Annotated in this window: 22 protein-coding genes, 1 tRNA gene and 3 pseudogenes; 14 read left to right on the top strand and 12 right to left on the bottom strand. The window is 43.5% G+C overall.

The genetic code is table 11. The annotated features are described in order from the left end of the window. Positions 1-12 precede the first annotated feature (12 nt). The 5 genes and pseudogenes from AC0L66_RS13415 to AC0L66_RS13435 form a co-directional block, all read right to left on the bottom strand. The gene (locus tag AC0L66_RS13415; protein WP_265676199.1) at positions 13-720 is read right to left on the bottom strand and encodes a flagellar hook assembly protein FlgD; all 708 of its coding nucleotides are present in this window, start codon (positions 718-720) and stop codon (positions 13-15) included. A 16-nt stretch (positions 721-736) separates the two neighbouring features. Further along, positions 737-1,153 (bottom strand): flagellar basal body rod protein FlgC, encoded by a 417-nt coding sequence (gene flgC, locus AC0L66_RS13420; protein ID WP_250619705.1) that lies wholly within the window; start codon positions 1,151-1,153, stop codon positions 737-739. 5 nt (positions 1,154-1,158) lie between these two features. Then, a complete protein-coding gene (gene flgB, locus AC0L66_RS13425) occupies positions 1,159-1,554 on the bottom strand; it encodes a flagellar basal body rod protein FlgB (RefSeq protein WP_428752395.1) in 396 nt (131 codons plus the stop codon). Between the two features lie 399 nt (positions 1,555-1,953). Then, a complete protein-coding gene (locus AC0L66_RS13430) occupies positions 1,954-2,784 on the bottom strand; it encodes a CheR family methyltransferase (protein ID WP_265676203.1) in 831 nt (276 codons plus the stop codon). A gap of 65 nt (positions 2,785-2,849) precedes the next feature. Next, positions 2,850-3,787, bottom strand: a pseudogene (locus tag AC0L66_RS13435) (chemotaxis protein CheV). Between the two features lie 76 nt (positions 3,788-3,863). On the opposite strand from AC0L66_RS13435, the gene flgA reads away from it, so the two are divergent. The 3 genes and pseudogenes from flgA to AC0L66_RS13450 all read left to right on the top strand — a co-directional run bounded on the left by flgA (position 3,864) and on the right by AC0L66_RS13450 (position 5,560). After that, positions 3,864-4,610, top strand: coding sequence for a flagellar basal body P-ring formation chaperone FlgA (flgA, locus tag AC0L66_RS13440; RefSeq protein ID WP_390902949.1), 747 nt, complete (start codon positions 3,864-3,866; stop codon positions 4,608-4,610). A 144-nt stretch (positions 4,611-4,754) separates the two neighbouring features. Continuing rightward, positions 4,755-5,072, top strand: coding sequence for a flagellar biosynthesis anti-sigma factor FlgM (gene flgM / locus AC0L66_RS13445; protein WP_473567644.1), 318 nt, complete (start codon positions 4,755-4,757; stop codon positions 5,070-5,072). A gap of 60 nt (positions 5,073-5,132) precedes the next feature. Continuing rightward, positions 5,133-5,560: pseudogene (locus tag AC0L66_RS13450) on the top strand (flagella synthesis protein FlgN). A 147-nt stretch (positions 5,561-5,707) separates the two neighbouring features. Here AC0L66_RS13450 and AC0L66_RS13455 read toward each other — a convergent pair. Both AC0L66_RS13455 and AC0L66_RS13460 read right to left on the bottom strand, forming a co-directional pair. Further along, entirely contained in the window at positions 5,708-6,136 is a 429-nt protein-coding gene (locus AC0L66_RS13455; protein WP_265676207.1) for an LPP20 family lipoprotein, read from the bottom strand. Between the two features lie 9 nt (positions 6,137-6,145). Further along, entirely contained in the window at positions 6,146-6,781 is a 636-nt protein-coding gene (locus AC0L66_RS13460; protein ID WP_250619698.1) for a FlgO family outer membrane protein, read from the bottom strand. 173 nt (positions 6,782-6,954) lie between these two features. On the opposite strand from AC0L66_RS13460, the pseudogene AC0L66_RS13465 reads away from it, so the two are divergent. Together AC0L66_RS13465 and AC0L66_RS13470 are read left to right on the top strand one after the other, a co-directional pair. After that, positions 6,955-8,092 (top strand): annotated as a pseudogene (locus AC0L66_RS13465) (flagellar assembly protein FlgT). A 53-nt stretch (positions 8,093-8,145) separates the two neighbouring features. Beyond that, positions 8,146-8,222, top strand: a tRNA-Arg gene (locus AC0L66_RS13470). A gap of 92 nt (positions 8,223-8,314) precedes the next feature. Here AC0L66_RS13470 and AC0L66_RS13475 read toward each other — a convergent pair. Both AC0L66_RS13475 and AC0L66_RS13480 read right to left on the bottom strand, forming a co-directional pair. Next, positions 8,315-10,537, bottom strand: coding sequence for a UvrD-helicase domain-containing protein (locus tag AC0L66_RS13475; protein ID WP_473567646.1), 2,223 nt, complete (start codon positions 10,535-10,537; stop codon positions 8,315-8,317). After that, positions 10,527-11,192, bottom strand: coding sequence for a hypothetical protein (locus AC0L66_RS13480; RefSeq protein WP_473567648.1), 666 nt, complete (start codon positions 11,190-11,192; stop codon positions 10,527-10,529). Before AC0L66_RS13480 ends, AC0L66_RS13475 begins: the two co-directional genes overlap by 11 nt. Positions 11,193-11,614: 422 nt before the next feature. On the opposite strand from AC0L66_RS13480, the gene AC0L66_RS13485 reads away from it, so the two are divergent. Next, positions 11,615-11,980, top strand: coding sequence for a hypothetical protein (locus tag AC0L66_RS13485; protein ID WP_473567650.1), 366 nt, complete (start codon positions 11,615-11,617; stop codon positions 11,978-11,980). Between the two features lie 63 nt (positions 11,981-12,043). Here the strand turns inward: AC0L66_RS13485 and AC0L66_RS13490 are convergent, their stop codons facing one another. Continuing rightward, positions 12,044-12,403, bottom strand: a complete 360-nt coding sequence (locus AC0L66_RS13490; RefSeq protein ID WP_265677679.1) for a PilZ domain-containing protein — start codon at positions 12,401-12,403, stop codon at positions 12,044-12,046. A 345-nt stretch (positions 12,404-12,748) separates the two neighbouring features. On the opposite strand from AC0L66_RS13490, the gene AC0L66_RS13495 reads away from it, so the two are divergent. Beyond that, positions 12,749-14,047 carry a GGDEF domain-containing protein gene (locus AC0L66_RS13495; protein ID WP_473567651.1) on the top strand — a complete coding sequence of 433 codons (1,299 nt, stop codon included), beginning with the start codon at positions 12,749-12,751 and terminating at the stop codon, positions 14,045-14,047. A 193-nt stretch (positions 14,048-14,240) separates the two neighbouring features. Here AC0L66_RS13495 and AC0L66_RS13500 read toward each other — a convergent pair whose 3' ends face one another. Further along, the gene (locus tag AC0L66_RS13500) at positions 14,241-15,920 is read right to left on the bottom strand and encodes an RluA family pseudouridine synthase (protein ID WP_473567653.1); all 1,680 of its coding nucleotides are present in this window, start codon (positions 15,918-15,920) and stop codon (positions 14,241-14,243) included. 448 nt (positions 15,921-16,368) lie between these two features. Here AC0L66_RS13500 and AC0L66_RS13505 point away from each other — a divergent pair, with 448 nt between their 5' ends. The 4 genes from AC0L66_RS13505 (at position 16,369) to AC0L66_RS13520 (ending at position 19,102) form a co-directional block, all read left to right on the top strand. Further along, the gene (locus AC0L66_RS13505; protein ID WP_265677682.1) at positions 16,369-16,854 is read left to right on the top strand and encodes a hypothetical protein; all 486 of its coding nucleotides are present in this window, start codon (positions 16,369-16,371) and stop codon (positions 16,852-16,854) included. A 267-nt stretch (positions 16,855-17,121) separates the two neighbouring features. Next, a complete protein-coding gene (locus AC0L66_RS13510; protein WP_265677683.1) occupies positions 17,122-17,391 on the top strand; it encodes a PTS sugar transporter subunit IIB in 270 nt (89 codons plus the stop codon). An 11-nt stretch (positions 17,392-17,402) separates the two neighbouring features. Beyond that, positions 17,403-18,659, top strand: a complete 1,257-nt coding sequence (locus tag AC0L66_RS13515; RefSeq protein WP_265677684.1) for a PTS ascorbate transporter subunit IIC — start codon at positions 17,403-17,405, stop codon at positions 18,657-18,659. Continuing rightward, positions 18,656-19,102: a PTS sugar transporter subunit IIA gene (locus AC0L66_RS13520; RefSeq protein ID WP_265677685.1), complete on the top strand. Its 447-nt coding sequence runs from the start codon at positions 18,656-18,658 to the stop codon at positions 19,100-19,102. Before AC0L66_RS13515 ends, AC0L66_RS13520 begins: the two co-directional genes overlap by 4 nt. Before the next feature lie 126 nt (positions 19,103-19,228). On the opposite strand, the gene AC0L66_RS13525 is transcribed toward AC0L66_RS13520, so the two are convergent. Next, the gene (locus tag AC0L66_RS13525; protein WP_473567655.1) at positions 19,229-19,690 is read right to left on the bottom strand and encodes a hypothetical protein; all 462 of its coding nucleotides are present in this window, start codon (positions 19,688-19,690) and stop codon (positions 19,229-19,231) included. A 771-nt stretch (positions 19,691-20,461) separates the two neighbouring features. On the opposite strand from AC0L66_RS13525, the gene AC0L66_RS13530 reads away from it, so the two are divergent. Genes AC0L66_RS13530 through AC0L66_RS13540 form a run of 3 tightly spaced genes read left to right on the top strand, consistent with a single transcriptional unit; the run spans position 20,462 to position 23,061 of the window. Further along, positions 20,462-20,932: a hypothetical protein gene (locus tag AC0L66_RS13530; protein WP_473567656.1), complete on the top strand. Its 471-nt coding sequence runs from the start codon at positions 20,462-20,464 to the stop codon at positions 20,930-20,932. A gap of 55 nt (positions 20,933-20,987) precedes the next feature. Further along, complete coding sequence (mgtE, locus tag AC0L66_RS13535; protein WP_473569263.1) at positions 20,988-22,328, top strand: magnesium transporter; 1,341 nt, start codon at positions 20,988-20,990, stop codon at positions 22,326-22,328. Positions 22,329-22,347: 19 nt separating this feature from the next. Continuing rightward, the gene (locus tag AC0L66_RS13540) at positions 22,348-23,061 is read left to right on the top strand and encodes an MgtC/SapB family protein (RefSeq protein WP_265677808.1); all 714 of its coding nucleotides are present in this window, start codon (positions 22,348-22,350) and stop codon (positions 23,059-23,061) included. Positions 23,062-23,069 lie beyond the last annotated feature (8 nt).

Here is a 23,069-nt window from a genome sequence, read left to right on the forward strand (position 1 = left end):
CCTAGCTTATTTTCACGCTTTGCCGACTTCCAATACTTCCGCAAGTCGAACTGGATTTTCAAAACCAGCTAGATTGAGTAGTACGTTTCCGTCTCCTTTGCCAAGAAGCACGCTGTTGACGTTTGCATAACTAGACACTTCAAGCTCTTTGCTTTCTCCGTCCAACAAACCCGAGGCTTTCACCTTGTACTTGCCAGGCGGCAATGAATTACCTTGATCGTCTTTGCCGTCCCATTCTACGCGAGCATCACCACCGGGTTTTGCGCCAGCATTGAAGGTACGAACCAGTTGACCCATTTCATTTTCTACACGGACAAAAACATTTTCTAAAGACTGAGGCAATTTCACCATTGCCGCCATACCTTTATCCGCTTCCTTAACCCCTGCAGCGCCCGGTACTAACACATCTCGCCCTACCAAAGAGGAAGCTTGAAGCGCTTGATTTGACGTCATTGACGAATTGAGATTCTCGAACTGAGAATTCATTTTGCCAATACCATCTACCGTGGCAAACGAGGCCATTTGAGCAATCATTTGATCATTGCTCACTGGTTTAAACGGATCCTGCTGAGCCAGTTGCTTGGTGAGCAAAGACAAGAAATCTTCTTGCTTAAGATCTTGCTTACCCGTGGTCTCTGCTGGTTTGTTTTGGTCCTGTAGCTTTTTCAGTTGGTCAACGTAGGACAAACCGCTTTGACCAACATTGTTGATTCCGGCCATTTGCTATCTCCTATCTCTATTGACCCATTTGCAGGGTACGAAGCAACATCTGCTTACTCGCTTCCGCTACCTGGACGTTAGTCTGGTATGAACGAGACGCAGAAATCATGTTGGCCATTTCCTCCATCACATTAACGTTTGGCTTGTAGATATAGCCTTCGTCATTCGCGAGTGGATGATCTGGGTTGTACACTGCACTTAGGGGTTTATCGCTCTCTACAATGCCCATCACTTTGACTGGCACGGTATGATCACGGTTATAACGCGCTTTACTCAGTTCCGCTCCAAACACGGCATGACGCGCCTTGTAGGTTTCTTTCGCTGAGCTACTAACACTGTCGGCGTTGGCAAGGTTACTTGAGGTGGTATTAAGACGAACTGACTCAGCACTCATCGCTGAACCCGTTACGTTAAAAACATTAAATAAACTCATCTTAATTACTCCCCTTTGATTGCCTTGGTCATATTTTTGAACTTACTGCCTAAAAAATCGAGTGATGCCTGATGTCTTAGTTGGTTTTGCATGAACAGGTTTCGTTCAAGGTCAACATCTACGGTATTGCCATCCCCGGTATCGGGTTGGTCGGGAATACGGTAGAGCATTTCCCCTGTCACATTGGTAGAGGCAGATATATGCCGTCCATCGGTGCGGTCTAGTCCAATGCTTGCCCCTGAGGTTGCCGCTTTTAACGCACGATTAAAATCCATCCCCTTCGCTTTAAAGCCAGGTGTATTGGCTTGAGCGATGTTGGTAGAGATGACTTCAGCGTTCTTCTCGCGTACACCAACGGTGTGCTGATGAATGCCGAGTGCATTGTTAAAAGAGATGGCCATTTAAACCTCATTGTTCAAAAATAGGTGCCTTGAGAAATATAAAGCAATTTCCGCGCCAAAGTTTTAAGCCTCTGTTACTTTTATTGAGACCGTGGGGATTTTTATCTAAACCATAGGTAGTTTTATTTAACCTACGGGTACTAGATAAAGCCACGGCCCCGATTTAAGCTTCAGGTGCTAGATAAAGTGCCAGACACTTGATCTCTATGAGTGTGAAAATTGATTCAGTAAGCACATTCGGGATTAGCACAGCAATATCTGCGCCACGTTCGCGATGGTATTGATTAGGAATGTCGTTAGTGATTGCTCGCGACCCAACCACATGATTACAGCTTAGCAAGAAATGCCACGGAAAGGGGTAAGAAAAAGCCCCGGATGATCCGAGGCCAGTATTCGAGTTTAAGGTTTAAGCTTGTAGATAATGCCGGGGTTGCATCGCACCATTTCAAATTTGTCAGTTAACCCAGTTAACGACTCCGATGCACCTAACAATAAATACCCTCCGGGATTTAAACTGCGCGCCATTTGATTCAAGACTTGTGATTTCATCTCTGGCGAAAAGTAAATGAGTACATTTCGGCAAAAAATAATGTCGAACTTGCCTAGTAATGCATACGAGTCCATTAAGTTTTGTGGACGAAAGTTCACTAAGCGTTTCGCGCTATCTTTTATCTTCATCTTGCCGTTTTTCGCATCTTCAAAAAACGCGCGGCGACGCTCTGGTGACAAGCCACGTCCGAGTGCAAGGTTGTCGTACTCGCCCAAACGACACACATCCAACATTGTGTTGGAAATATCCGTCGCCGTGATCGACACATTCGGCAACATGCCAGGCTTCTTCGCTTGAGTTTCTAGTATCGTCATCGCCATTGAATACGGTTCTTGGCCTGAAGAACTCGCCGCTGACCATATTTTTATCGGACGTTTATTTGCCGCCATTTCTGGTAACAGCTTGTCAGATAGTACCGTGAACGGGTAATTATCTCGAAACCACAATGTTTCGTTGGTCGTCATCGCATCCACAGCGGCAATGCGCAATTCGCGATTTCGACCCGATACGACATCTCTCAATAAGTGAGACAATGACGTCAGCCCATTTTTACTCACTAACGGACTTAAGCGGCTTCTCACTAGATACTGCTTACTGTCTCCAAGCACAATGCCGCACTGTGACTCTAAAAAGCGGCTAAAATCACGATACTCTTGATCGCTTATGGTTATCGCTGTCATTAACTACTCTATACTGCTTTTGAAAGCTTGCTTAATACAAGTTCTATTGTGATTTTATTGTTTCGCTAACCTGCTACGACAGCAGCTTTTACTGCGCTTCCCAGCTCTTCTGGGTTGAACTTAGCGATAAACTCGTTGGCACCGACTCGCTCGACCATCGCCTGATTAAACACTCCGCTAAGCGAAGTATGCAAAATAATGTGCAAATCTTTAAGACCTGGATGACGGCGAACCTCTGCCGTTAAGGTGTAACCATCCATTTCTGGCATTTCAATATCCGAGATCAACAAGGATATTTGCTCGCGAATGTCGCCTTCTGACGCCATTTCTACCAGCTTGTTATACGCGTCTTTACCATCTTTAACCAAAATGGCTTCGAAGCCAATAGACTCGATTGCTCGTTGGACCTGTTTTCTTGCTACGGCGGAATCATCAGCGATCATAATACGCTTGACGATTTGCTTTTGTTGCTGAACTTCCGCTTCTGCAATTTCTTTAGCAAGATTACCATCCATCGCTTCTTCAACCTGAGTGATATTTCGGCCAGTATTTTCTCAACGTCAATGATTTCCACTAACTCATTATCAATATTGGTCACGGCAGTCAGATAATTTGCACGCCCAGCCCCTTCTGGCGGTGGTAAAATAGACTCCCAATGCATATTGATAATACGCTCAACAGAGCTCACCAAAAAGCCTTGTACACTACGGTTAAATTCCGAAATCACCACAAAACTATTGGCAATGTCTGTTGTTGGTCTGCCGCCTACAGCCAAGCTCAGATCAATAACAGAGATGGTTTGACCACGAATATGTGCCACCCCTTTGACCAAACGATGTAGATTCGGCATCGCGGTGAGTCGCGGGCATTGCAACACTTCTTTGACTTTAAATACGTTAATACCGTATCTCTGACGTCCCATTAAGCGAAACGTTAATAATTCAAGTCGGTTTTGACCTACTAGCTGCGTTCTCTGGTTCACCGAATCTAAGATACCGGTCATAAGTTCATCTCCATCTCAAACTTTACGCCAAAAAAGTGATAGTCTACTGCAGGCAACGAGGAACCTGAGAAACAGAATGCTGTATTATAAGACATCTTTTTTGAATACTTCCAGCCCCAATTTTAAGCCAATGCTTAATGGGCTTTTACTCTTTATCGTCTGGCACACGTTTTTCTTTAGTGCATTAACGCACGCAGCGACGCCAGAACAAATAGAAAACATCCAAAAGGCAGCCCAAGCTCATGTTTTGGATACCTTAGATGCCCCAATTGGCGCGGAGCTCACAGCAACCGCAGGACGAATCGACTCTCGTGTTCATGCGACCGATTGCATTGAGCCTTTGCAAACCTCCTCTTCCAATGCCAGAAACACCAGCAGTAACGTCACGGTTTTAGTTGAATGCCCAAGTGATAACTGGCGACTCTATGTGCCCGTTAGACTCAGCATTTCGTTGCCACTCGTTGCTGCGACTCGACCACTGGCGCGAGGGAGTATTGTCACCCAAGGCGACGTCATGATGACAATGGTGGATAAAAATCGTTTCCGTCGCCAAGGATTTACCGATTTTGAGCAAGTCGTTGGCTCCAAATTGAAACGAAATGTAAAGCTAGGGGATGTCATAGAGCGCAACGATGTCTGTGTTGTGTGCCGCAATGAAAAGGTCGTGATACGCGCCGTCAAAAGCGGCATGACCATCTCAACCAAAGGCACAGCCCTGAGTGATGGATCGAATGGTGACCAAGTAAGAGTGAAAAATGACAAGTCTCAGCGTATAATTGAAGGTATTGTCACTGGAGTGGCTGAAATTACCGTGAATTTTTAATTTATTACCCGTGACTTTTAAATTTTTCCTAAAGTATCTTCGCTATAGGTCGATACTGACGGTATACAAGAAAACTCTATTGTCTACGACTACTATTGTTTACGACTACTAATATTTACGAACATATGCACAGAAGGCTTAACTATGGCAGGCATTGATAACATTCGTTCTAGTCAGACGCTAACGACGACAAGTCGCGCCCCTGCTCGTTCGGAAACAAGTACAAGTAGCAGCTCAGCGCCAGTTAGTCAGTCATCAGCAAAGCAAGATGCCGTGACATTAAGTCAAGGCGGTAAAGCAATTGGGCAGATGCATCAACAGATGGCATCACAACCTAGCTTTGATACGGCAAAAGTTGCCGCCATTAAAGAAGCCATTGCTAACGGTTCTTATACCGTCGACCCAGAAAAACTTGCTGATAACATGATTAAGTTTGAAGAAGAGCTAGGCGGTTTAAAGTAATTCGCACTATCTAGAGAGAACGCGCTGTGCGACTCACTCGATAAATAAAAGGTAAAATGAATGGCAGCCCTTGTTGATTTAGTTGACTATCAGCTTAAAAATGCAAAAGCCCTGTCTCTTCTATTGTCAGAAGAGACCAAAGCCATCGCAGCTCGTGAATCGGGTGATATTGAGCGATTAGCCAAAGAAAAAATGGCGCTCATCGGGCAACTTCAACAAACCGACCAAAGACTAAGCCAACACCAAGACGTTGCAAGACTCACTGATGAAGCCTTGCTGGCTGAACAAGTCCGCACCGTCAAATCCATCATTCTTGATTGCCAAAAAATTAACGACATTAACGGACAAAGCCTACAACGGGCCCAACTCAGCTTTAATAAACTCAATAATTTGATGCAACAAAGCCACGGTAAGATAGGCATGACCTATAACGCTTAAGCGGACAGACTCATACGCTTTCAACACTAGGCACTAACCTTAAAGCCTAGCGTTTTCTACGCATTAAAAACAATCAAAGTTTAAGCACACCTAATTCTTATACACGATCAAAAAAAGCGACAATCATTGCCGCTCCTTTATACATCCTGCAATTAACGTTAGTCGTTAAAACAGTTATCCGTAAAAGCTGTTATCCATTAAAACAAGGTTTGACGCTTCTTCTCTGGAACACGACGGATTTCACCGTAGTCGCGAAGCCTGTCCATTTTTTCAATGTCGAGCAGCAGTTCTGTGACATAACTGTCACCGACTTTATAGCTTCTGACCACTTCCGCGCCACGAATCACACCGTCAACGGCCCCAGTTGTCGACTCTACGCCAAGCTTTTGGTCTTGCAGATCCGCTCTTGCCGACACTCGAAGACCGTATACTTGCTCTGCCAGCTCGCGGTATGCATCAATTTTAGAGGCACGCATGGCACGCACTTGCTTCTCTTCTTCAGTGCGACCCGATTGCTCACTAATGCTGGCATAACCGACAGCCGTCAACGTATTTTGGTTAAGCGTACCGATTGGTGCACAACCAACCATCAGCATCGTGGCCAATGCCATTAACCAGATTCTCATTGTCATTTCCTATGGTCGTAGAATGATAGTATGCGGCGAGGTCATCATTGGGTCTGAACGAATCAATACCCCATCTTCTGTACGCATTTGATTTAACGTATCAAGATCTCGACCAATGCGATCTGCTGGTAAGAAACCTTGTGCAGACGCAACCACGACTCGCGATTGCATACCAACCACACGAGCATTAATTAACACACCACCTTCTTGACGCAGCATCGTGCCCGTCAAAACAAACTGAATTTGTTGCTCTTGAGCTAAGTCTTTCCAATCTCGGCTTAACGCAAAGTCACCTTGGCTCGTCACCTGTATCGAGCCCGTTGTTTTAAAGTCGACAACTTTAAACCCACGGCGTTGCAACTGATGGATGAATCCTTCAGACACAGAATTGCCTAACCAATTGGTGGATTCCATACTCTGCAAATCCACAAAGGATGCCACTGCAATAGGGGTTCTCACCGATACACTGGTGTTTGACTCAACAAGGTCTTCGGTCAAACCTTCTACAAAATAGTCCATCGTATGACGGGGACTTTCCATCAGCATAAATTTACTGCCGCTGTAGGTTTCTTTACCGTTATAGATTGGTGAGTAGGCACAAGAGGTCAGTGTTAACACCGATGCCATCAATAGCCACTTTTTCATGTTTCACTCTCCAAAGTTGTGAATTGGGTAGATTAATTCCTGAGCCTGTGAAGGTTGGAACAATCTTTGCTTTCTCATTGTTGTCGTTAATAAGAAAGTCCGCTCCAATATTCGCTGGTAAACGTTTAGCAATAATCATCTAGCAAATATTGTTCCGCATTTGGATTGGTCGCATGAAAAAAATTATTTGTTCTTTAGTTTCAAGTACCTTACTCGCTATTGGTGCTAGCTCGGCGCACGCCGCTTGGTATGAGGTCACTGGTGTCTCAACCATCGTATCGTCAGAAAAGGCGGCAAGGATCTATGCCTTAGAGGACGCGGTCTACAAAGCGGTAGATTTTGCCGGAGCCGATATTGGCAGCCTTTCAGGGCTAGCGCCACTGCTTGAAGATGACAAAGAGCAATACCAGTTCATTGACTCTGAAGTTCGCCATATTGTCATTGATGATAAATACACCAGCGGCAACCAAATGTTCGTTAAAGTCCGCGTGGATATCTATCCATCGGCAAAGGCTTGCCATCAAAGCCAATACAAAAAGACCTTTGGGGTGGCAATGTTTGACATTGTCGACCCTCAGCAGGCCGTGATGGGACAAATCTATAAGCTTGGCGAAGATTACAGCTCGGTGATTGAAAAACAGCTTGCCACTCGCTCGTACAGCTTTGTTTCAGTGGGTACTACCCGCTATGAAATTGACAAGCGACAGCCAGAGCGGATAAAAATGATCGCACAAGATCTTGGCGCACAATACTTAATCACCGGAGAGATTAACGACTTAACAGCCACCATCACAGCTCGGCGGCTTACTGAGCGATGATGTCACCAATCGACAATTTGCCATGAACTTAGCTATTTTTGATGGCAAAACAGGCCATGAGATATTCCAGCATTCATACCGTGAAATCGCCAAATGGCCATTTGCGAAAACCAGTAAAGTAGATACAAAAAGCGCCCGTTTTTGGACATCCACCTACGGTGAGATGATGCAACGTGTTAGCCGTAACATTATGTTAGATTTTGAAGCGGAAGTGTCTTGTAAAATGACCTTGCCAGAAGTCGTTGCCAGCTACGGCAATAAAATTACGCTAGATTTAGGGCGAGTACACGGCGTCCAAGCCGGAGATAAGCTCACGCTTTGGCATACTGGGTCATTCATCGACCAAAATGGATTGCCGCGCAATAAAGTCTCACAAAGTGATATTACGCTAACGGTATCTCGAGTGTACGAGCGAGAAGCAGAGGCTACCGTAGACCAGCCAAGCTTAGCCAACAGCATTCAGATTGGCGATGTCATGCACAAACAACCATAAAACTAACAATATAGGCTTAACTTATTCAAATAATTGAGTATTATAAGCCATAAGCTCCCGTGGCACAGCTGGATAGCGCAGCCCCCTCCTAAGGGGCAGGTCACAGGTTCGAATCCTGTCGGGAGCGCCATTATTTAAAGGGCTAGCAAGTTAGTAACTGCTAGCCCTTTGTTGTTTTTGCTGTTCTGTGTAGCAAATTTGTAGCAGCTTGAGTTTTGCTACCTAAGCCGCGCTAACCTTGTAGGAACAGTTATTCTCTACATTTCGGCGATAAGTGGAACATCCCCAGAATGCACCATATTTGCCGCGCCTCAATTTCATCTCACTACCACAGTTCAAACACACTGGACGTTCGTGTTCGCAGCTGGAATTAATACAAGCCTGATAACCTTCTTTGCTTTCTCGGGTCATCGGACTTTCACACTGCTCACAAGGTGTTTCTTTATGCTTGCAGCGAGGATACAGCGTACAAGACATAAACTTGCCGTATTGACCAGTCCTAGGCTTAAGAATGCCTACCTTACAAGAATAACAAACGGTTTTATCCGCCTCTTGTTGCATTAAAGACACATCAAATTCATCAATAGCAACCGGGTACTTTTCTTTGAGTAGTTCCGTTACGAAATCACTGGCATCAGTCATATCAGCAAGTAAGTAAGCGTTGTGTTTCGCACGAGTTAAGGCGACATAAAACAATCGGCGCTCCTCAGCATGCTCAAAGCTGTCCCCTTGAGGTAACAAAGCGTTAATCAACGGGGGAATCTGCTTTTCTGACGGGAACCCATGTTTACCTGTCGTCAGCCCCATAACAACAACATACTCCGCCTCCTTGCCTTTAGATGCATGGAAGGACTGGTTCTCAATATCGAGCGTTGGATAACGCCTTCTAAGCCACTGTAAGTAGTTGGCATCCGGTAATTTGTACCAATACCGCGCCAATAAATAGACTTTGTTTTTAGCTGGCTTATTCGATTCAAGTACACGATTAGCGATAGAAGTTAACGCCTTATCCAGTGAGGATATTCCTTCCTCTTCAGCGCCTTGTCTAATGATGCTTAGCGCAGGTTCGTTAACTTGAACAAGAGACTTAATGTTCTTTTTTAGCTGAACTGGATTTTTTGTCACGAACCGAGTAGCAACGTCTCCGATAGAATTATTAAATCTAAACGTCATGTCTAGGGTCGTTTGAGACGTTGCACCAAAGTACAGTTCAAAATCTGTCGTTAAGCGAACATCTGCGCCACTAAAGCGGTAGATGGCTTGCCAATCATCGCCAACACAAAACAGAGAAGAATCCTCTTTGTTATCGCGTAGCGCTTTCACTAGCCTTGCCCTTGGTTCCGAAATATCTTGGAATTCATCAACGAGTAAATATTTCCACGGCGATTGAAATTGACCCGTTTCAACATACGACAATGCTTTGGAAATCATATCATTGAAATCGATGACGCTTTGCTCAACTAGGTAATCTTGGTAGCGTTGTAGCAACGGCATCAACAGCTCTAGTGCTTTTTCCGTTTGCTTGGGGTCAATAGAGCTATTAATTATTTGCTTAACCCCTTCCCCATCAAGACATGCGGCTTTATACATATCGACCATTGACCCTAGCAACCGTGCAAGCTCTGAGACCTGACCTGTCTGTTCTAAATTGTCGAGCAGAGTATTATCAGGCAGTGGGGTTGTGTTTACCTCACGAGCTATAAGTTCACTCTCCAAAATACCTAACATGGTTTGGTTACGATGTTGATGGTAATAGAGCTCCACATAACCCGTGCCATACTTAGCATGCGTTTTCCGTTTCCATTCTATCCCTTGTTGATATCGCTCTTTGTCGATATAAGGCGGAGGATTACCGTTTTTATCCGTGCCATAATACTCAATATAGATATCGTAATCAGGCAGGTAGAAATCTGGTTCATATTGTCGATACTGCTCCGTAGAGACATCGATTCGATACTTGGCTTCGTACTGGTAATTAATACCCTTTCTATACAGCCAGTTTGCAATCACCATTTCACCAAAACTTTTTACCTGCTCCCCTTTAAGAGTGCGGATATCATTATCGTTGAGGTACTTTAAGTACTCCCCCTGCGTTTTGAACTTGAATGGGTCTTTATCGACAAAATAATAAGCACTAAAATAGTCGAGTAGCGCTTTCTTGTATCGTGCATCCTGCATAAGAGACGCAATGGCGTCATTCATCCATTTTACTTTTGCTCGAACATCGCTTTCTAGGGGAGATAAACTTGGTGCTTTGCCCTCTACTTGGGCGATAATTTTGACACCAAGGCTATGAAACGTACTTGCTTTTACATCATCGAATCCTAACTTTTCTTTTATCCTCTCATCCATTTCTTGTGCGGCGATACGACCATAGGCAAGCATCAATATCTCCTTTGGCGTTGCCTGCCCACTGTTAATCAAATAGTAGGTTTTACCCACCATGACACTGGTTTTTCCTGTGCTTAGCGCCCGCTAGAAGTAGGTTGTTGTCATTATCGGTTACACAAGCGATTCTTTGCTTTTCGGTTAGCGGATTAGACTCGACATTATCGAAGAACGCTCCGAACGCTGCCAATTGACACTCAGTGTATTCATGACGGATTCTATCTATATCAGATTGAGTCCAATTCTTTATATTACTAAGTTGCTCCGCCGTTTCCTGCGCTAAGTCCGAAAGTCCAGATGCCTTATCCCAACCTTTCCAGCGCTTGAATTCATCATCAACAAATAATCTGATGTTTCGCACAGCAGAGTCGCGGATAAAACGTGAATGACATTGATGATTGACCCGTTGAATAAAATTTTTTAAACGTTCTGCATTGCGGTTAGCCCAAAAGGGGAAAAAGCGGTGTGCATGCTGTATTGGAAGAAGGTAGCTCAACATAGAAAAGCGATGTTGTTCACCGTTGATACGAAAACTTAAACTACCGCCAGAAAACGAAGCTTTGACGACTGGAGCACTGTCCAACTGTTCCCATTTGAAAAAATAGGTTTCGTCGCCTCTGTCTACTCTTACACCCGCTTCACAGATCGCCAGAACCGCTTGTTTGTTAAAAATTCGAGCGAGAAGGTTTGTGGTGAGTGTCCACTGGGTCATCGTACGCTACCGCCTAAGTGTGATATGCCTCGTAAAGTGGGCATAGTCTAACTTATTAGCTGAGTACTAGTACTTGAGCGTTGTTAAGTTTTGTTTCTAAACAATCTAAGAGTCTTTGATGAGACGGTACAACCAAACAAGAAAGACAATAGATAAAATATAATAAGCGGGGAGTCAGGACGACAGAGCCCCTTGGTGATCACAATCAAGACATGGTTAGCGTTAACTTAGAAATGGACATTTCTGAGCTACGAGCTTCATACTTTTTGGGAAAAAAGGGACACACATCAAAAGCGTACTTCAAAGGGTGACTTTCATATTTCCGTCAATCACTGCTACGCTGAAATCAGTCAATATAACTTAGCAACAAAAACGAATCGCTGTTTCTGTCGTTGGCTGTTACTTAGGTTAAGGAGGAGTGTTTGCCGAGCATTATTCAAGATTGCAATCGCGAGCTCAAAAAAGTGCTGCACTTCTACCCCGAAGAGCAGCGAACGAGCGTTGATTGTATGCTTGCTCAGCTAGTGTGCTGTGAGATTTTCCTCATTCAATACCCTATTCTCAATCATTTCCGCGGCAAAAGCTCTCCTTGGTATCATGTGCAGAATCTCCGGCACCAATTATTGTCTCGTCAAAAAGAACACGATTTGATTTGCTATGAACTGCCGATTTTTCAAGGCTGGTCTATGGCAAAAATTGATGATGCGCGAGTCTATGAAAAGCCGATTCCCCAAAACGTTCGTCGAGCTTATTTAGACTACCAATATTTTATTGAAAGCCTGTACTAAAAGGACACACCTCAAACTACCCTTATATTCAATTCTAAGAATTGATTCACATTCGTACTTAAGCTACTCCAGTGCGACTTGCATCGGAGCACCAAAGAATAACATGTCAGAGATGCCGAGTTTATTTTCAAATTGGATGCCAACTCGCAGTTCTCGGCTTCCTAATATCTGGCTACCAAATACCACTATTCCCAAGTATTTTTTGTTGCCAAGCTTCACTTCTACCCGTTCACCAATCATGAGTGATTTTCGACACGCAACACCAATACCACCTTTCGAAATATCGATGACCCTTACCTCTGTGTAGCTAGAAAATAGACCCGTTTTTTTAATAACCCCTTTTGCATGTTGCATAGTGTAACGGGGGTGCTCTCTGAGCTCACTGGCTAGGCTTGTATTTACTCTTGAAGTAAGCGCTTTCATTTATTATTGTCCACGTCCGTGTATTCTTGCCTGGTTTAGTTTATAAGCATCACTCATGTGAAACCTAACATTAACAAGCCAGTTTACGTCATGACTAGTGGTATTTTTTAGTTTTGTGATCCACTAATTACTTATCATAAAGCACTAAATTAAAAGTAATTATATAGGATCGTATAAGGTATCGCTAAGCCTTTAAATTGAGGCTAATGGAGGGCTCATTACGACCTACAAGATGTGATTTAAAACACGGTTTCATTATTGGAAATTGGCAAATTCGAGCAATTTGCTTAGTACTGATATACCCTAGGAATAAGTAAGCGCTTTCTTTTTTGGAGGGGGAATCCAGTGCATTGGTGGCGTCGAATTAGAAGAGAAAATGGTTACGCAATTTTAGCAATATTGAGCTTAATTCTGATTATCTGGTATCACTGGGGGATGGACGTGAGCCATCACATTAAGCTCAATGTACCGGGGATTTTGATGCAAAACGATGTTGCTAATGGAGGTAACTCTCAAGGTCAGTTTGTACAACATGATGAAGTTCTGAGTTTCTCTTGTAATACTCGACGCTCTAATACGTTTCCTTTTTGCAGTGTCGTGATACCAGTATCACCCCGAGCTCACGAAGAGCTCAATCTTAGCCGTTATCATTCCGTTAAAATCAAATTATCCTACTCGGAAACATCCGATCTTAAAGACTCAGTACTGGTATATTTACTCAATGCTGAGCACGATGCCACCTCTGCCACCACTATTTTACGAGCCAATCTTCAGAGTATCATTCCTGTTAATCAACCTGCTTATTTATACTCACTGCCCATTTCCAATTTCTATGTCCCATCTTGGTGGTCATTTTTGCACTCACAAATTTCCGATCACTCCGCACGATTCAATAACGTAACCAACATTCAAGTGGCCACTGGCGATAGCCACTCCATAAAAAACACCACCATTACCATTCACTCAATTGAATTTGTCGGTAAGTGGGTAACGTTGCTAGAAGTACAATCCCTATTAGTTACGGCATGGGTGCTCGCGGTGACCGTGGATGTTCTTTCTCGACTAATGGCACTAAAGCGATCGGTTCAGGCCAGCCAAAGCCGAGCGTCATTATTGGATATGAGTTTGACGCGCGCGAATCGGGAACGCGATGAATATCGCAAGCTTGCCTCTTTAGACAAATTAACCGGTCTCCATAACCGCCAAGGCATACAGGAGCGCTACTTTCAAAAACTATCCGAAGATACGTCGCTGTTTTTGATCATATTGGATGTTGATAACTTCAAACACATTAATGACACGTACGGCCACAATGAAGGAGATACCGTATTGATTAACCTAGCCACAACGTTGTCCTCTCATTTACGTGAGGACACGGCGGTTGGCCGCTGGGGCGGAGAGGAATTTGTGGTGATTTTCAGGGCGAAAAGCCAAGTCATCGCTACACGGATTGCAGAGCGTATTCGTAAAAATGTCTCGGATAATCAATTAAGCCTGTACTTACAAGTAACATGCTCTGTGGGTGTCACAAACGTGGATAAGAGCACAACCTTGCTAGATAACCTCGATCGCGCAGATAGAGCGTTATATCAATCAAAACAAGGGGGGAAAAATCGGGTATCAACTAAGTTCTCTGACTATTAGGAAAAAGTCGTACCGCGGACGCGATGAATTTAGCTTTGTCGGAACCGTCGTTCCCCTTAGCAAAGCGTACATCTGCTCGATAATTGACCATGTTGATATTCGATCAGTTAGCTCATTCATTGGTACGAAATGTAAATTCTAATCTCACATAGGTTCGGCTAATCACACACTAGCCGAACACGCGAATTGCCACTTAAAACTCAGCTTCCACCTGAAACGTCATGCGCTCATGGGTAATAGGGTGATCAAGAATCAATAATTCAGCGTGTAAATGCAGACGATTCGCCGTTTTACCATACAAGTCATCGCCGACTATTGGCATGTGTAAACCAAGGGCATGAGCACAATGCACTCTTAATTGATGAGTTCGACCCGTCTTGGGAGAAAGGTAAACCTTAGTTTGGTTATTTTTTCGCTCAATCACCTGCCATGTGGTTTCTGCGGGTTTACCATGTTCAAAACAAATCAATTGGCGCGGTCTGTCGTCTAGATCACCGCGCATTGGCAATGCAATACGTCCTTCATTTTCTTCAAGTACGCCATCAATCAATGCCACATAGCGCTTTTCAACCGTGCGTTGAATAAACTGCTTTTGTAAGCTCTTATTCGCTCGTTTACTGATCGCAATGACCATTAAACCCGATGTCGACATATCCAAACGATGCACGATCAATGGACCAGTGGCATCCGGAAACGTCTGCTTCATTCGAAGATAAACAGAATCTTCAATGGTTTTTCCAGGTACCGACAAAAACTCAGCGGGTTTATGCACTACTGCCATATCCTCATCTTGATAGAGGATATCAACAGCCTTACCTTCTGCTGGGTTCTTGAGTAGCGGGTTGTCATCCACCTCTAAACCTTCAAGCATATGCGTTAGAATGGGATGGCACTTACCCTGACAGGCTGGGTAATAGTTTTTATGCTGTCGAATGGATGATTTTGGTGGCAATCCCCACCAAAATTCCGCTAAAGCTAATGGTGTCATTCCATTTTTAAAGGCATATTGCAACAGTTTGGGCGCCGCGCACTCCCCTGCCGCCGCAGGGGGTACACCTTGAGTAGTCTTTGCAAAAAGTTCACCTAAGTTTTTCTCTTCACCATTGGCATTCAAAAACTGGTATTGATCAAACAACTGCTGCTGTAGCCCTGCAGACAGCGCTTTACGCGCCTGCTTCAGTGGGTTTATTTTGTCATTAAGCCCGTTCAATTCGCTCTGTGCCGCAGCGATACGCGCCTCCCAACTGAGCTTAAGATCGCGAAGCTGCAGCTTTTCTATCACGCTTGCTTGGCTTAACTGCTGTTTTAGTGCTTGGCGTTCTTCATCGGGCAATTCGGCTGCCTCGGCACGTTTGACCTTTCTAGCCTTACGCCCTTCTACCATATAACTACGATGGGCTTTTAATGCATCATCTGCCGCTTGCGTGACTTCTTGTAGTGTTAAACGAACGCTAGCAAGTTCTGGTGCCGCTTCTAGTGCATTAATTTGATGGCTAAGTTGATTAATTTCATCCTGCCCTGCGTGAAAAAAGCAGTCTTGGGCTAGCATATCGAACACTGGTGGTACAAAGCCTGGAAGCAAATTTTGATCGGCGACTTTACCCGAAAATGCAGAGAGATAACCAATATCGCCTTGGCTATTTTTAACCACCAGCACGCCAAACATTTTGCCAATGGCACCCTCTACTTCCCCTTCTAGACCGAAGTTATGTTGCCATTCAGACTGAGTGCAGAGATGCTCTTGTAACTCTGTTGCAGCTAATAAGCCCAGCGGATGGGGCGTATAATAAAATGGGTAAGTGAATCGCTCCGGCAATGAGTATTCATCAATGGACGACTTGAAGGGGGTGAAGCAGTGTTCTGGAGTGTGCATATGGCGCTCTATATCCAACATTCGCCCTATAGAGCGCAACGCTTCATGGGCATGAAAAGCTGGCAATTCTAACGGTTAAGTGAAGTAAGATCACTACTCAATCGTTTGCAGTTTCTAAGTAGTTGATTTTATGACGGTGCACCACATCAGCGCGCATCAGCAACGAGTCGATATCTCTTTTTACTTCCCATCGCGCAGTCATACCTCGTGAGGCGTTATCACTTTACTTACCACAAAGATAGAAGCAATGTTTATCAAGCGCTTTACTCCACGATAGACAAAGGATATCAAGTAAGATCTTAAGATCGTTTGATCTATATAACTAAGCCACTGTTTTTCAGATTAAAAAATGAAATCACGTTAATCTGCAATTTATAATGCATTGTCACAGCACTCGTGTATATAATTATAGAGAGATAAAACATCACGTTGTACTGGGTAACATTGAATGTTAATTAAGAAAATGGACGCTCCAAAAGATATGCAGATTGGTGCTTTTTTTGAAACAAAAAGGCATGGTTCCGTCATGATTGTTGAGTATTATAATACTCATACGGTTATCGTTGCGTTTAAAAACACAGGACATATTCGTTCAACCACAGCAGCAAAAATCCGCAGTGGCCAAATAACCGATCGTTCAGTTCCACCTCAATCATCGATGGTTGGTAGGAAGTATGAATCGTTAAAGCACGGTTTATTAACTATTAAACAAATTGAATCTGAAAATATCGTTGTTTTGGAAAGTGAAAATGGCGAGGAGGTGAGAATGTTACTTCCTGCGGTTCAAAAACTGAAAGAACAAATAGAGGAAGAGTATGAAAGTGATGACGAATTAGAATTGCCCACCTCTCTTAGTGCGCTAACAAAACGAAATAAGAAAACAAAAGATGTTAACTCACTTCTGAAAAAAATGATTACGGAATATGGTAAGTAAAACTGATTACCCTATATAAGCAACTACACACAAGACCTGGATCACACTTTATTCTCTCCTTAAAAATCATCATTTAAATCCCTATAAATATCGACGCTTACTTACTCTCATTTTAGGGTTATTTGCCATTTTGTGTGATCTGGGTCACAAGAGCATTTTAACTTTGTGAGCTAGGTCGATATCAATATTGGGGATTTTAGGTAACATCCTCTCCATCAAGACGTGAAACACTTATTTTTAGATCAACAAACCCTACAGAGATATATTATGAAAAAGATTATGGTTGTATGCGGAAATGGCCTTGGCACTTCACTAATGATGGAGATGGCGGTTAAAGAAGTTGTAAAGAAAATGGGGTTTGAAGCAGAAGTCGATCACGAAGATCTGTCATCGGCAGCGTCAAGTAAAGCGGATATTTGGGTTGCTGCAACGGACATTGCCAACCAACTTGAAGACGCAGGCAAAACTAACATCATTAGCTTAGCAAATATCTTTGACAAAGCGTCAATTGAAGAGCAATTAAAAGCAATCATCTAAGGTAATATACAATGGCTAATTTCTTTGAATTTATGCTTGGCTTATTAAAAGAGCCAGCAATAATGGTTGGATTAATTGCTTTCATTGGCTTAGTTGCTCAGAAAGCCGATGTATCAACCATTTTAAAAGGCACAATTAAAACCGTAATGGGTTTCCTGATTTTAGGGTTTGGTGCTGGCGCGCTTGTTGGCGCTCTAAATAACTTTTCCGTCGTATTTACTGAAGCATTTGGTGTAAGTGGTGTTATTCCAAATAACGAAGCGATTGTTGCTTTAGCACAAGAAGCATTTGGCTACGAAATGGCATTAATCATGTTCTTCGCCTTCGTTGTTAATATTCTATTGGCTCGCTTCACACCGCTTAAGTATATATTCTTAACGGGTCACCACACGATGTTTATGTCGATGTTGGTTGCGGTAATTCTTTCTACAGCGGGCATTACTGGCACACTATTAGTCGCTGTTGGTGCAGTGATTGTCGGCTCGCTAATGGTTATCATGCCAGCGCTTGCACAGAAGTACACTGAGAAAGTAATGGGTACTGATCAACTGGCAATGGGTCACTTTTCAACCCTGTCTTACTTGGTTTCTGGTTATATCGGCAGCAAGTTTGGTGACACATCGACCACTACTGAAGATATGAACGTACCAAAGAGCTTAATGTTCTTACGTGATACGCCAGTAGCTGTAGCGGTAACCATGGCAATCTTCTTCCTATTTGCCTCCATTTTTGCTGGTGGTGAGTTTGTTGAAACTGTTTCTGACGGCCAAAACTGGGTAGTCTTTACTTTCCTACAATCTCTTATTTTTGCTGGTGGTGTTTACATCGTTCTTCAAGGTGTAAAAATGCTCATCGCGGAAATCGTCCCAGCATTTAAAGGTATTTCCGATAAACTGGTTCCAGGTGCAAAACCGGCGCTAGATTGTCCAATGGTATTCCCTGTTGCACCAAACGCAGTACTTATCGGCTTCTTGTCTTCATTCACAGCTGGTCTTGTTGCGATGGGCATCCAAGGCATGTTTGATTGGACGATTATTGTTGCTGGTGTGGTTCCTCACTTCTTCGTGGGTGGCGCATCTGGTGTATACGGTAATGCGACAGGTGGTCTACGTGGTGCGATTCTAGGTTCATTCACTCAAGGTCTATGTATTTCATTCTTACCAATGCTGCTACTTCCTGTACTAGGTAATATCGGCCTAGAAGCGACAACATTTGCTGACTTTGACTTTGGTGTCGTTGGTCTTATTCTTGGATGGATTGTGTCATGAGCATTATGAAGTTAATTGGAGATAACATTGTTATCTCCACAGAGACGAACTTAAGCGTTGATGCAGCACTAGACATTACTTGTTCAAAACTTCTTGAACATGGCAAAGTTGAAGCAACGTACTTGGATGCGATTAAGCAAAAACATCAAGAGATTGGCGCGTACTATGTGCTGGCACCCAAAATTGCCATGCCGCATGCTCGCCCAGAAGATGGTGTTAATGAAGCAGCGCTGCAAATCACCGTCTTCAAACACGGTGTTGACCTTGAGTCAGAAGACAACGGTGATGTTTATTTCTCTGTCACCTTAGCAGCCATGGATTCAGACAGCCATATTCAAACCATTATGGCTCTGTCAGAGTTGTTCCAAAACGATGAAGATGTTGAAGCAATCATTTCTGCACAAACAACAGAACACATTGCTGAAATTTTAGAAAAATACTGATTCAGTCCCCCTACTGCAGTATGTATAAAGCCCTCTACTAGTAGAGGGCTTTTTTATATGATCTTATTGCCAGTATGCTTAATTTAACAAAGGTAAATAGTGATACATCTACCTTACAGGTGACAATTAAATAGTCTGTACTGGGATGTTTTCCATTTGAACCGATGTGTGGTCCTCGGTGTAATAGGTATAGGTCGCGACAATACCATCGTATTGGCTATTCACGAGTAATCGAAGTTCAACATTTGGTAATAATACAGGGCCTGGGCCAAAGCGTGGATCCCAAGAACCCGGCATAACAGGATACCCTGTTGCTACAATGAGGTTATTGCATTCAGATTCACCCATCACACACAACGGTGCTGCATCACCGTTTAACTTAGTAAAGTGCGGCTTATCAAGGTGAACAGATGGATGACTCACCTCACCAAAACCGCTTACCGTTCCGGTTTTAGGATGAATAGAGAGAGTCAGATTAAACTCAACACCACCCAAAACCCCCGGTGTGGCAATACGGTACTCACGATGCTCAACTTTGTGACTTGTTGATGATTGACCTAGCTCATTAACTTCGCTTGTTTCTGACATGTTATGTTCCTTTTATTTTCTACGACTTCCTAAGTAAGCACGTAAATTTTAATTCAACGAACGATAGAAACCATTACACGACATTACACGTTTACGGGGTAGTTAATTGAGGTATCTATCATTAGATTACTCGCTTGGTCATTTGTAAGTGAATATTTCATTGACGGTAAGTTAGTTTGACAATCAATTAAATATTCCCTACGATGCACTCGATTTTACAGAACAGTAATTTCACTCTAATTTTTAAATACAGGAATAATAGGGACCTATGGACTCTTCGAGTAGTCGAATAATAAAGTTTGGTGTTTTCGGTGGAACGAATATGCCCATGGTTTCTTGTCTGACAATAGTCTAATGACTATGCCAAGGGAAACCCTTGGCATAGGTGAACGCTCACTCCCCTCCCTGTTAACTCCAAACATTTTAAAGTCATATCAATCACATACACGTTGATTTAAATAGTCAACATGATAACTATTGGTTGTGGCTATTATCAAAAAGATTATTAATTTATCATTATAATGAAGCATCCGATCATATTATGAATGTGATCGCGACTATTGGATTCGCCACAACCCTGCTGTGGATCTAATTATAATAACACTTCATCTTAATATTAAATTCTACTTATTTGGTATAGTCAAACTCATCAATTATTGTCAATGTCGACGCTTGGCTTGTACTTATTTATTTGGCTGATATTTATATCATTTTGGTATGATATCACCTGTTTGGTTTCTTTGTTCTTATCCTATTTTAGGAGATACAAAGATGATAAAAACATTGCTTTCGATAGCAGGAATTAAGCAAGCTAAATCAGCGCGACTTGTTCCTGTGGAGCACTTCGTTAACACTGGTATTTTATGTGTTGGCGAAGACCTCTCACTCCAAGATGTGCGAGTAATAGCACGCTCAGCCTCAGACTTTCATGCCGTCGCGGCCATCTCTAAAAGCGGCTACTACCTTGGTCTATTGCCGCTAATTCATTTGCTCACCGCTAACCCAAAGCAATTGGTTTCCGAGTTTATTTTTGCACGCAATCATTACATATTTTCGTCTGAAAATACTGACCAAGCATCATGGCAATTAACCCATAGCCGATGGAATATCCTACCTGTACTGAATAGTGAACATCGAGTCATTGGCGTATTCGAACACAATAATGCTCGTGCATTAAACAATCACTACCAACACCTAAACACGCCAATCAAGCACTCACTACGTCTATCAACTTGCGCCTAAGCCCAATAGTTTCAAGGAAAATTCTATGACTTTTTACAACATATCCCAAGAGCTAATGTCGCTTCACATTAGTCAAAATCAATCAGCAGTGCAGCGTTTCCTTGCGTCACACCCATTAGCAGATTGCGCAGAGGCTTTTGTAGCACTTATCGATGACCAACAACTGAATGTACTGGAAGTACGAGATTTATTTCGCTTAATGACCCCTGAATCCCAAATTACATTATTGGAATACCTGCCACTTACTTTACAGACCAACCTTGCGGAATACCTAGATATCACTGAGCTCGTTCAATTAACACAAAACATGGCTCACGATGAACGAGCAGACCTCATCGCAACCTTGTCTATTCCATTACAACAACAAGTTCTCAGTACTATCGAGCACGAGCATCGCGTCGATATCGAGCAACTGACCTCTTACCCGCAAAGCAGTGTTGGCGCCATCATGACATCAGACTTTGCCACCTTAGCGATGAATAGTACCGTTGAAGATGCCATCAAGCAGCTTAAGCATATCGCACGTGACAGCGAAACCATTTATCAAGCGTACGTGGTTGATGCTCAAGAATGCCTACAAGGCACTGTTTCATTACGAGATTTGATTCTCGCCAAACCACTGCAAACCATTTCTGAGATCATGACCCGGGTATGTATTTTTGTGCGTGTCGAAGAAGCTCAACATATCGCATCTCAAGCGATACGAAAATACGACCTACTGGCACTTCCGGTACTAGACATTAACAACCGCTTAATTGGCATTGTCACTTATGACGACGCCATGGACGTTGCCGAAGAACATGTTGACCGTCATATCCACAAAACAGCCGCCGTCAATTACTCAGGAAACTTAAAGGACGCTTCCATTACCCTGATGTACCGAAAAAGAGTGTTTTGGTTGGTACTCTTAGTTTTTGGCAATATTTTTTCAGGAGCAGGTATCGCTCACTTTGAGGACATGATCGAAAGCTATATTGCCTTGGTTTTCTTTTTACCATTACTCATTGATAGCGGCGGTAACGCTGGCTCTCAGTCAGCGACATTAATGGTGCGCGCACTCGCCACTGGTGACATTATCGCTAAAGACTGGGCAAAAATGCTAGGCAAAGAACTGATGATTGCCGCCTTACTAGGGATCACGATGGCCTTAGCGGTTTCTTTTTTAGGGTTTTGGCGCGGTGGGTATGATATCGCGCTCGTCGTTGCGGTAACGATGCAAATCGTCGTACTTGTCGGCTCCGTCGTCGGGATGTCATTACCATTTTTGCTCAACAAAATGAAACTCGATCCCGCTTCCGCCAGTGCGCCTTTGGTCACATCCATTGCTGATGCGTTAGGGGTTCTTATTTACTTTTCCGTCGCATCGTTAATTCTTGATATGCCCGTCAGTATTTAGCCATAATGAAGAGAATATTATGATCATATCTGAATTAACCACTTTTCTTTTGCCGCTTATGGTTGCCTCAGTACTTGGCGCAACTGTTGGTGTCGAACGACAGTGGCATCAACGAATGGCTGGTTTGAGAACCAATGCGCTGGTGTCACTGGGTGCTGCCAGTTTCACTTTGATGTCAACGCTCGAAGTCAATGACGCCAGCCCTACACGTATCGCGGCTCAAGTCGTTTCAGGGATAGGTTTTCTTGGTGCAGGGGTCATCATGAAAGAAGGAGCCAATATCCGCGGGCTCAATACTGCCGCTACGTTATGGTGCTCGGCAGCCATTGGGGTAATGGCTGGTGTGGGGCAAAACACGGGCGCTTTCACAGTTGCACTCATGGTGCTTGCCACCAATACGCTGCTACGCCCACTTGTCTCTGCGATAAACCAACGCCCTAATCTTCATACGCAGCAAGATGAAAGCTGGTGGCGGTATCACGTGGAAGTCATGTGTCATCATCAAGAGGAGCCCTATGTTAGGGCGTTATTATTGCAAGGCGCGTCGGATGGTATTTTACAACTTCAAAAACTCGACAGCGAAAGCATTCAAGGTGAAGAGGTGTCTCAGGTACGTGTGTACTCATCCATTCTTGTTAATAAGAGAACGGATCACAACATCGAAAAGATCGTTGGGCGCTTGAGTTTAGAACCCTCGGTTTCATCGGCTTGTTGGCAGGTATCGGAAGCTTAATTTATTAA

The organism is Vibrio sp. GJ43-1, from assembly GCF_055808835.1.